Source organism: Mycoplasma sp. 613B (genome assembly GCF_054343485.1).
In genome coordinates this window covers 66,700-77,525 of sequence record NZ_JBTGVH010000001.1, presented here as the reverse complement: position 1 = coordinate 77,525, position 10,826 = coordinate 66,700, and the positions used below count along the sequence as shown (strand labels likewise).

The following is a 10,826-nucleotide window of genomic DNA, read 5'->3' as shown; positions in this document are numbered from 1 at the left end:
AAGAATTTTTATTCTTAGAAAATACTAAAATAGGAATTTTAAAAAACTTTATTTCAATAGATAATGCTGAGAAAAAAATCTATAACTATAATTCAAGATATACAAACATTACAGAATTAGCAAATCAAACTGAAGAATCTAATTTAGAAGAATATCTTTTTAAAAGAATGAAACCAAAAGAAAGATATTACATACCAGGACTAAAAAGTACCCTTATATCTAGAGGACAACCTTTTAGAGAAGAATTATTTGAATTCAACGATCCTAAAATCTTTCAATTAAATTACAGACTAATTCTAGGTAAATTAATTCTTCCTGTGGCAGAAAGAAGATTTTATGTAGAAAATAACAAATCTATCGAAATAAAATCTAATTATTATAACTTGTGAACCATAGATTTAAATAATCAAGAACTTTTCTTCGATTCGCAAGAAGGTATGATGTCATATCTAAAAGATTACATAAAATATAGAACTAGAAAAATAGAAGGAGTTAAATAATGAAAAAGAAAATGTTATTAACTAGTGTAGTCATCTTAACTTTTGCTTCTGTAAATTTGGCAGCAAGTTGTAATCAAGAAAAAATCGAAAAATCTAATTTTCCAAAAACACCTGAAGAGCAAAAATATGATGAACTTTTTAACAAATATAAAGAAAAATACGTGGGAACTGACAATTATGTGTTTGATGACTTTGAAGAATTTGATTTTAATAATAGAGATTATTACGAAATAATAAATCTTAATAAATTATTAGAAAGAAGACCAATTTATAAATATGAAAAATTAGAAAATTTTAATAATGAAAATATTTTTATATATTTTAAGCAAGAAAAAACCAAGATTTTCTTTAATTGATTATCAAATTTTAAGTTTAAATTAAAAGTTTACAAAGATGTTATTGATAAGTTGGCTCCAAACAAAAAAATAAAATATAATGATGGAAAAGAAATTTATTTAGTAAAAGAGAGCAATTATAAATTTAAATTTAATTTTTCTGAAAGTGATAAGGATTATAATGAAGTTTTTTCAATCAATACTTCTATTATTGAAGGATTATTATCTATTCCTAATTTGCATTTAGAGGGTCGTTTTGTTTTTAACAAAGTGGTATATTTTCCTAAAAATTATGAAAATAACTATTTTTCTAGAATAAATTTATTATCTAATTATACTTTTTTTGAATATAAAAACAACGAAAATTATAAATGATTTTCTACTCCAAAACCTAAAATAGAAAAATTAATACCAGGTATTTCAAAAAAAGAAATTGAGAAATTTAATTCTTATACACCTATAATAAATCTATCCACAACTTTTAATTTTGGTTTTAAGTCTGAAAATGATTTTAACGATTGATATAATATTGAAAATGATTTAAGTGCAAGGGAAAATTCCCAAATAATTGAAAATCAAAATTCAGAAAAATTTTATAATTATGATTTAACTTTTTCTAGAGAAAGATTAGAAAGAGAATATTCTAGTGAAATAGACGATTATAAAGAACATATAGAAAAAGATTCTATTCACTTTATATTGTCAAGACCTTTAAAAATTATATCTACTGAAGGAAAAAATCAAAAACAAAATTAAAATTCTAAATGAATTATTAAAAATAGGAAACAGAAGATTCACAAGTGCAATTGGTCTGAAAGATACAAATAATCAGTACAGTCAAGTTTTTCTCGAAACAGAAAAACTTTATAAATACGATCGAGAAAAAATAAAACCTGCATACAGAGATATTTTTGGAAATTATGTTGATAATCAAAGACTTGCAATTGATTCATATATTTCTGAAAACAGAATAGTTAAAAAATACTTTGATAGTTTCAATAATCCTTTTGATACACAAGAAGAAGCACAGTTAAGCATAGTTGAAGGAATTAAAGAAAACTTAACTTATAATCCGTTTTATGAATTTAAAGTTAAAGAAGTAAATCAACCAGAATATGATCTAAAAATCAATCCATTTATACAGGATGATATAGATAAATTGTATGAAAAATTATCAAAAAAAGATGTAATTATACGTCATAAAGATGATTTAGAAAATGTGAAAATTAATCAGGAAAAACAAGGAATTACACTTAATGGAAACGACTATATTTATCATAGAGATAATACTGATTTAGAAAATTATTTAGAAAATGTTATGAATCATTTTATTGATGATTTATTTGATATGAAAAATGAAAACGTTTTTAAATTACAATTTAAATTAGTTGAAACAAAAGGAGATAAAAACAAATCAAACAATGGTTTTGAAGTTTCTGTTAATGATAATGAAAGTAATTGATACATTATGCAAAATGACGAAAATGGTCTTACTTTAGAAAAAAATGTTAGTCAAAATTATATTGATAAATATAATGTGGAAAACGTTTTAGAAACAATGAAAAATTCTAATGATTATTTCACAACAGATTTAGAACAGAAATATAATTTTACAGTAAATAAAGTTGGAGATGTTACACTCAGACTCAAAGATAAAAACTTTTTATCAATAAATCATATGCATATAAAAACAAAGACTAAATGAAAACTAGATGAGTATGCTTTTCTAAGACTTTTGGGTTTTTCCAAAGCACCAGTAAGCATTTTGGATTCTTATGATTCAGCAAGAGCATGAAATAATTTCAATATAGAAGTCAACTTAAAATTAGATACAAATAAATTAAAAAGAGTTTTTGAAAATAGAATTAAAAATTTAAACATACAAACCCTAAATAATCAAATAGTCTTAACTCTCAATAAAATGTTTAAAAATAATTCTCAATTAAAAGAAAGATATAAAGAATTTAATAATGATTTAATGTTGGATGTAGAAAGTAAGAAAAAGTTTATATCTGAATCAAATAAACAATTGATTTCTTGACTTCCAGAATATATTTATAGTTATGAAAATTCTATTTCTAAACAAAGTAATAAAAAAACAGTAAATAAAAATTTAAATTTTAGCTCTTTACCTTTTTTAATTAAAGATAGACTTGCAGATAATAAATTACTTATATATCGAATTTTTACTAAAAATAAATTCTTTTCTTTAAATGATAAATTTGTTTATAAAAATCAAAATAATATATCATTATTTGAAAATATCGAAAAAAATGATTATACAATTATTAATCATCAAAAATTAATAAAAAATCCATTTAATAATCAAAAAATAAAATACATAAATAAAACAGATTCAACTATAAATGGACTAAATCAACTAAGAAGCATTTGATTAGATTATTATGAAAATAATAAAACTAAAAAAGATGAAAAATTGCTTAAGATTTTAGGAAATTTTAATCAATACTTTTTAAAAAACAAAGAATTTTTATTCTTAGAAAATACCAAAATAGGAATTTTAAAAAACTTTATTTCAGTGGATGATGAAGAGAAAAAAATCTACAACTACAATTCAAGATATACCAACATTACAGAATTAGTCAACAAAACTGAAGAATCTAATTTAGAAGAATATCTTTTAAAAAGAATGAAACCTAAAGAAAGATATTACATACCAGGATTAAAAAGTACATTAATTTCTCGTGGACAACCTTTTAGAGAAGAATTATTCGAATTTAATGATCCTAAAATTTTCCAATTAAACTATAGATTAATTCTAGGAAAATTAATTCTGCCTGTAGCAGAAAGAAGATTTTACGTAGAAAATAACAAATCGATTGAAATAAAATCTAACTATTACAATTTGTGAACAATAGACTTAAATAATCAAGAGTTATTCTTTGATTCTCAAGAAGGAATGATGTCATATCTAAAAGATTACATAAAATATAGAACTAAAAAAATAGAAGGAACAAAATAATGAAAAAGAAAATATTATTAACCAGTGCAACAGTTTTGACCCTTGCTTCTGTAAATTTGGTAGCAAGTTGTAATGAAGAGAAAACTAAAGAACCAGATATTCCAAAAACACCTGAAGAGCAAAAATATGAAGAACTTTTTAACAAATATAAAGAAAAATACGTAGGAACTGATAATTATGTGTTTGATGATTTTGAGGAATTTGATTTTAATAATCATGAACACTATGAAATTGTAAATATGAAAAAATTAATTGAAATAGATGAGTATTTTCAAGATACTTACCCTTCTGAAGAAAATAAAAATATCAACAATAACAATAATAATATTTTTTGATATTTTAAGAAAGAAGAATTTCAGAAACTTTACGATTGAATAAAAGATTACAATTTTAAATTTAAAGTATACAAGGATGTAATTGATAAATTTGCTCCAAATAAAAAAATTAAACAAAATAATAATAAAGAAGATATATATTTAGTAAAAGAAAGTAATTTTGATTTCACTTTTTCTAAAAAACAAGATGATTATTTAATTGTAGTTGCAATGTATCCATTCATTATGGAAAAACTTTTATTAATACCAAATGTCAAGATAAAGGGTTATTTTTATTTTAATTCAAATTTAATATTTCAAGAAGAAATGAAAAATAATTACTTTTCTGAATTGTCTATATTTTCTAATATAAATTTTCCAAATTTAATTAATTCAAAATACAAATTATTTTCAACTCAAAAACCTAAATTAAACAAATTTTCAGAAGATATATCTAAAGAAGATATGGTTAAATTCAATACAAGTAATCCTAAAATAAATTTCTCTTCTATTTTAGATATTAGTAATACATCAGAAAGTTATTTTAATGATTGATATAATATTGAAAATGATTGAAACGCAAGGGAAAATGCTCAAATAATTGCAAATCAAGATTCAGAAAATTTTTATGATTATGATTTAACTTTTTCTAGAGAAAGATTGGAAAAAGAATATGATAGTGAAATAAAAGATTATAGAAAACACATAGAAAAAGATTCTATTCATTTTATATTGTCAAGACCTTTAAGAATTATATCAACTGAAGGGGAAAACGAAAAAAGAAGACGTTAATTCTTTTTTTGAAAAAACAAAGAATTTTTATTCTTAGAAAATACCAAAATAGGAATTTTAAAAAACTTTATTTCTGTAGATGATGCAGAGAAAAAATCTATAATTACAATTCAAGATATACAAATATTACAGAATTAGCAAACCAAACTGAAGAATCTAATTTAGAAGAATATCTTTTAAAAAGAATGAAACCTAAAGAAAGATATTACATACCAGGACTAAAAAGTACCCTTATCTCTCGTGGACAACCTTTTAGAGAAGAATTATTTGAATTTAATGATCCTAAAATTTTCCAATTAAATTATAGATTAATTCTCGGTAAATTAATTCTGCCTGTTGCAGAAAGAAGATTTTATGTAGAAACTAACAAATCTATCGAAATAAAATCTAATTACTACAACTTGTGAACAATAGATTTAAATAATCAAGAACTTTTCTTCGATTCACAAGAAGGGATGATGTCATATTTAAAAGATTACATAAAATATAGAGCTAAAAAAATAGAAGGAACAAAATAATGAAAAAGAAAATATTATTAAATAGTGCAGCAACCTTAACTTTTGCTTCTGTAAATTTGGTAGCAAGTTGTAATTATGAAGAAAAGTCTAAAGAACCGGATTTTCCAAAAACACCTGAAGAACAAAAATATGATGAACTTTTTAACAAATATAAAGAAAAATACGTAGGAACTGACAATTATGTGTTTGATGACTTTGAAGAATTTGATTTTAATAACAGAGATTATTACGAAATAATAAATGTTAATAAATTAATAGAATTAAGACCTACTTATGAAAGCATAAAATTAGAAAATTTTAATAATGAAAACATTTTTATATATTTTAAGCAAGAAAAAACAGAAATTTTCTTTAAGTGATTATTAGACTTTCAATTTAAATTCAAGGTTTATAAAGATGTTATTGATAAATTAGCTCCAAATAAAAAAATAAAATACAAAAACGGAAATGAAATTTATTTAGTAAAAGAGAGTAATTATAAATTTAAATTTAATTTTTCTCAAAGTGATAAAGATTATAATGAAATTTTTTCCATTAATACAACAATAATGGAATACTTATTATCAATTCCAAATTTACATTTAGAAGGACGCTTTGCTTTTAATAAAGCTTTATATTTACCTGAAGATTATAATAATAACTATTTTTCTAAAATAAATTTATTGTCTAATTTTGGTATTTTTCAGTATAAAGCAAATGAAAATTATAAATGATTTTCTACTCCAAAACCTAAAATAGAAAAAATATTTCCAGGTATTTTGCAAAAAGAAATTGATAAGTTTCACTCATCTTCGCCTATAATAAATGTATTTACAACAGAAAATTTAGGTTTCACATCTCGAAATTATTTAAACGACTGATATAACATTGAAAATGATTTAAGTGCAAGGGAAAATGCTCAAATAATTGCAAATCAAGACTCAGAAAACTTCTATGATTATGATTTAACTTTTTCTAGAGAAAGAAAAGTACAAGATTATGATGTAAAAGCAGATGAAAAAAAAGAATATATTAAAAAAGATTCTATTCATTTTATACTTTCTAGACCACTTAAAATCATATCTACTGAAGGGAAAAACGAAAAAAGAAGAAATTAATAATTTGCATAATTTATTTATAAAAAAATATTATTGGTTTATAATTATATTAATAGTAATAAAAAAATGGTTGCTGTTAGCAACCTTTTCATATATTTTTAAGGAGAAAAATGGATATTTTAGAAAAATTAAAAGAGAATTTTAGTTCAATTTTAGAAGCTTATTTTGAAAAAGAAGGAAGTCTTAATTTTTTAATAATAAAAACAAATTTTACTGATTTGAATGATATTGAAAAAATTTCAAGAAAAATATCTGACTTTTTAGATAAAGAAGATTCTATAAAAGAAGAATATTATTTAGATGTATTTTCTAAAGGGTCTGATATTGATATAAATATAGAAAATATAGAAGAATTTATCAACAAAAAAATTCAAATTTGATTTAATGAAAAAGATTTTATTATAGGAAAATTAATCCAAAACAATGAAAATACTTTATTACTAGAAATTAATTTAAAAGGCAGAATGAAAAAAGAAGAAATAAACAAAGAAAAAATAGAAAAAATTAATTTATATATAAATATTTAGGAGAAAAATGGCAAGAAAATCTGTAAATTCTAAAAATATTTCAAAGAACAAAATATTTTTTAATCAATTAAAAGAAATTTCAGAATTTAGAAAAATAGATATACAAACAATTATGAAAATTCTTGAAGATTCTTTTATAAAAACAATTACTAAAAACTTAGATCCTGACGCTGAAATAGAACTAATTGTTGATTATGAAAATGAAAATATTAGATTAGTAAACAAAACAGCTTTAGTAGTTTCTGACGAAACTTATAATGAAGATATTGCAGCAGATGAAGGTTTAAAAACTTGTGAAATTTCCATTTCACAAGCAAAACAATTATTTGCACACAAAGTTCAAGAAGATGAAAAAGTTTCTATTGATATTGATTTTGAAACTTTGCCAAAAAATATATTTTCACCAGTTCAGCAACAATTTAAACAAAAAATTGCCGAACTTGTAAGAGAAGCTGTTTATCAAAAATATTCAACTTTAAAAGGAAAAGTAGTAAAAGCAAAATTAATTTCTAAATTAAGAGCAGGATACTTATATGAAATTGAAGACGATCAAGTTCATGCATTTATGCCTAAACACTTAGCTACAAATTCTAAAAAGAAGAATGAGCTTGGTTTAAGCGAAGATGTTTATATTGAAGATGTGCTTGAAGAAGTAAAAGATACACAAATAATTATTTCTAACTCATCAAATAACATCTTAAAAGACTTAATTGAAAAAGAAATTCCTGAAATTGCAGCAGGAGAAATAGAAATCTTTAGAATCGCAAGACACGCAGGTGAAAGATCAAAAGTTGCTATTAAATCTACATCTGGAACAGTGATTAATAATGTTGGAGCATTAGTTGGAAAATCCGGAAGCAGAATTGAATTAATAGTAAATGAACTCGGAGAAGAAAAAGTGGATATTATTGAATATTCAGAAGATTTAAACCAATTTATAGTAAATGCTTTAGCACCAACAAGAATAGTTTCTGTTTTACCATTTAAATCTAAAAAACTTAATAAAATTGTTGTTGTTGTTCCTGATTCACAACATTCGCTTGCTATTGGTAAAAAAGGAATTAATGTTACTTTAGCTTCTGAATTAACAAGATCAAGAATTGATATTTATTCTTATTCAAAAGCTTTAAATGATGGTTTTAAATTAAACTGAAATGGAAATATTAGTTCTGAAAGTGAATTAGAAACAATCGAAAACGAATTTAAAAATAGAACTTCAGCAAATGCTAAAATCAAAAAAGCACCTTATACTACTAATAAAACAAGAAATAGTAAATCTAAAATTAATCCTAATTATTTACTTGATGAATTTGATAAAGATATTCAAAAATATAACGAAGATTTTGGTTTAAATATTTCTGAAGAAACAGCAAATAGCGAACAAAAAGTAGAAAAAAATGATTCAACTTCAAAATCATCAACTAAAGTTGAAAAAGATTCTGTAGTTAAAAATAATAGAAAAGCAAATGTAAATAAATTTGATGGTGATAGCATTTTTGACAATGCATTTTCTGATTTTCAAGATAATATTGATAACAACAAACCAAAAACAGAAGAACTTTATACAAAAGAAGATTTAAAACAAATTAGTGAAGAAATTAAGAATTACAAAATGGATAATGATTTAGCTGAATTTGCTGGTTTAAATGATTTTGATTTTGATATAAATGATGCTGATTGAGATGATGAAGAAAATGAATAATGACTATTCAAGAAAATGCATTTTTTCAAACAATATCATCCCTATAACAAAATTAATGCGTTTTACTAAAACAAAGGAAAATACAGTAATTATAGACAAAAATAAAAATCTACAAGGGCGTGGAGCTTATATAGAAAATGTCAAAGAGAGCATTTTAAAAGCTTTTGAGAAAAAACTTCTTAATAAGTCTTTTAAAATGAATATAACAAAAGAAAATTACGATCAATTAAGAAAGGAAATAGAACTAATTTATGGCAAAGAAACACATTAGAAAATCTAATACAGAAGAAATTAAATCCCAGTTAGTTAGTGTAAAAACTGAATTAAAAGATGGTATTTTTATTTTTACAGGAGCAATGACAATTGCAGAATTTACAAAAAAAATTAATAAACCTGCTAATGAAATCATTACAAACCTTTTTAAAAAAGGAAAAATGTATACTTTAAATCATACACTTTCTGAAGATGAAATAGCTGAATTGTGTATTGAATATGGTTTTGATTTTCAAAAAGAAGTAGAAATAAATGCTTCCAACTTTATGGATGAAGTTGAAATAAGTGATCATGAAAGTGAACTTGAAAATAGAGTACCTATTATTACAATTATGGGGCATGTTGATCATGGGAAAACAACATTATTAGATACTATAAGAAAAAGTAATGTAGCAAGTGGAGAAGCTGGGGGAATCACTCAACATACAGGAGCTTATCAAGTAGAATACCAAAACAAAAAAATAACCTTTTTAGATACTCCAGGTCATGAAGCATTTACTGAAATGCGAGCTAGAGGAGCAAAAATTACAGATATTGTTATTTTAGTAGTTGCTGCCGATGATGGGGTTATGCCTCAAACTGTTGAAGCAATTGATCATGCTAGAAATGCAAAAGTTCCTATAATTGTTTTTGTTAACAAAATTGACAAACCTTCAATTGATATTGAAAGGGTAAAATCTGAACTTTCAACACATAATATTCTTCCAGAAGATTGAGGTGGAGAAAATATATTTGTATATGGTTCAGGAAAAACAGGTCAAGGATTAAATGATTTATTTGAGGCTATTAATTTACAAGCAGAAGTTTTAAATTTAAAAGCAAATAGAAATAGATATCCTATTGGTACTGTAGTTGAATCAAAATTAGACAAAGGTAAAGGAGTTACTGCAACATTAATTGTTCAAAATGGTACCCTTTATCCAAGAGATTTTATTGTTGCAGGTTCTAAATACGGAAAAATTAGAACAATGCATGATGCACATGGACAAATTCTTGAAAAAGCAACTCCAGGTACTCCTGTAGTTGTTACTGGTTTAAATTATGTGCCTTTAGCAGGAGATAAATTCTTTGGTTTTCCAGAAGAAAAATTTGCTAAAAATTTAGCTGAAGAAAAAGCTTTTGTAGATAAACAAACACAACTAAAAGAAAGAAATTCCGTAATTTTTGAAGAAGGTAAAAAAGTTATTAATTTAATTATCAAAAGCGATGTGCACGGAACTTCAGAAGCTATAAAATCATCTTTAGAGAGATTAAAAAACGATGAAGCTTTTGTTAATGTAGTACATGCTTCTGTTGGAGATGTTACAAAAGCAGATATTTTACTTGCAGAAGCATCAAATGCAATTATTTATGTATTTAATACAAATGTCCCAAGCTCTATAAAACAGTTTGCAACTCAGCAAAAAATAGAGATAAAAGAATATTCTGTAATTTATAAAATCACCGAAGAAGTAGAGACTTTATTAAAAGGTTATAAAGAACCAAAATATGAAGAAGTTAATATAGGTGAAGCATTAGTTCTTAAACTTTTTAGTTATTCAAAAGTTGGGATTATTGCTGGATGTACTATGATTAGTGGTAAATTTAAAAATAACTGTAAAGTTAAAGTTATTAGAAAAAATAAAGTTATTTATACAGGAAAATTGGACTCTTTAAGAAAAGGTCCAAATGATGCTAAAGAAGTAGCAATGGGTATGGAATTTGGTTGTCATATTTATAAATATAACGAAATTCAAGTTGATGATACTATTCAAGCATTTGAAGATGTTTTAATTGAAGAATAAT

10 protein-coding genes are annotated in these 10,826 nt (G+C 23.5%); all 10 read left to right on the top strand.

All coding sequences use genetic code 4. The features are described from left to right. Positions 1-500 (top strand): hypothetical protein (locus ACXX87_RS00335; RefSeq protein WP_458573056.1); only part of this gene is annotated, 500 nt, incomplete at its 5' end. Continuing rightward, entirely contained in the window at positions 500-1,591 is a 1,092-nt protein-coding gene (locus ACXX87_RS00330; protein ID WP_458560647.1) for a hypothetical protein, read from the top strand. The genes ACXX87_RS00335 and ACXX87_RS00330, both read left to right, overlap by 1 nt. Positions 1,592-1,994: 403 nt before the next feature. Next, positions 1,995-3,818 carry a hypothetical protein gene (locus ACXX87_RS00325; protein WP_458573055.1) on the top strand — a complete coding sequence of 608 codons (1,824 nt, stop codon included), beginning with the start codon at positions 1,995-1,997 and terminating at the stop codon, positions 3,816-3,818. Continuing rightward, positions 3,818-4,924, top strand: coding sequence for a hypothetical protein (locus tag ACXX87_RS00320; RefSeq protein WP_436358557.1), 1,107 nt, complete (start codon positions 3,818-3,820; stop codon positions 4,922-4,924). The genes ACXX87_RS00325 and ACXX87_RS00320 overlap by 1 nt, the downstream gene beginning before the upstream one ends. 8 nt (positions 4,925-4,932) lie before the next feature. After that, entirely contained in the window at positions 4,933-5,442 is a 510-nt protein-coding gene (locus ACXX87_RS00315) for a hypothetical protein (RefSeq protein ID WP_458560347.1), read from the top strand. Continuing rightward, positions 5,442-6,539, top strand: a complete 1,098-nt coding sequence (locus ACXX87_RS00310; protein ID WP_458560346.1) for a hypothetical protein — start codon at positions 5,442-5,444, stop codon at positions 6,537-6,539. Before ACXX87_RS00315 ends, ACXX87_RS00310 begins: the two co-directional genes overlap by 1 nt. Before the next feature lie 110 nt (positions 6,540-6,649). After that, positions 6,650-7,066 (top strand): hypothetical protein, encoded by a 417-nt coding sequence (locus tag ACXX87_RS00305; protein WP_458573054.1) that lies wholly within the window; start codon positions 6,650-6,652, stop codon positions 7,064-7,066. Between the two features lie 7 nt (positions 7,067-7,073). Further along, positions 7,074-8,768: a transcription termination factor NusA gene (nusA, locus tag ACXX87_RS00300; protein ID WP_436358549.1), complete on the top strand. Its 1,695-nt coding sequence runs from the start codon at positions 7,074-7,076 to the stop codon at positions 8,766-8,768. Next, entirely contained in the window at positions 8,749-9,039 is a 291-nt protein-coding gene (locus tag ACXX87_RS00295; protein ID WP_458561154.1) for a YlxR family protein, read from the top strand. Before nusA ends, ACXX87_RS00295 begins: the two co-directional genes overlap by 20 nt. Continuing rightward, positions 9,020-10,825 (top strand): translation initiation factor IF-2, encoded by a 1,806-nt coding sequence (gene infB / locus ACXX87_RS00290; RefSeq protein WP_458573053.1) that lies wholly within the window; start codon positions 9,020-9,022, stop codon positions 10,823-10,825. Before ACXX87_RS00295 ends, infB begins: the two co-directional genes overlap by 20 nt. Position 10,826 lies beyond the last annotated feature (1 nt).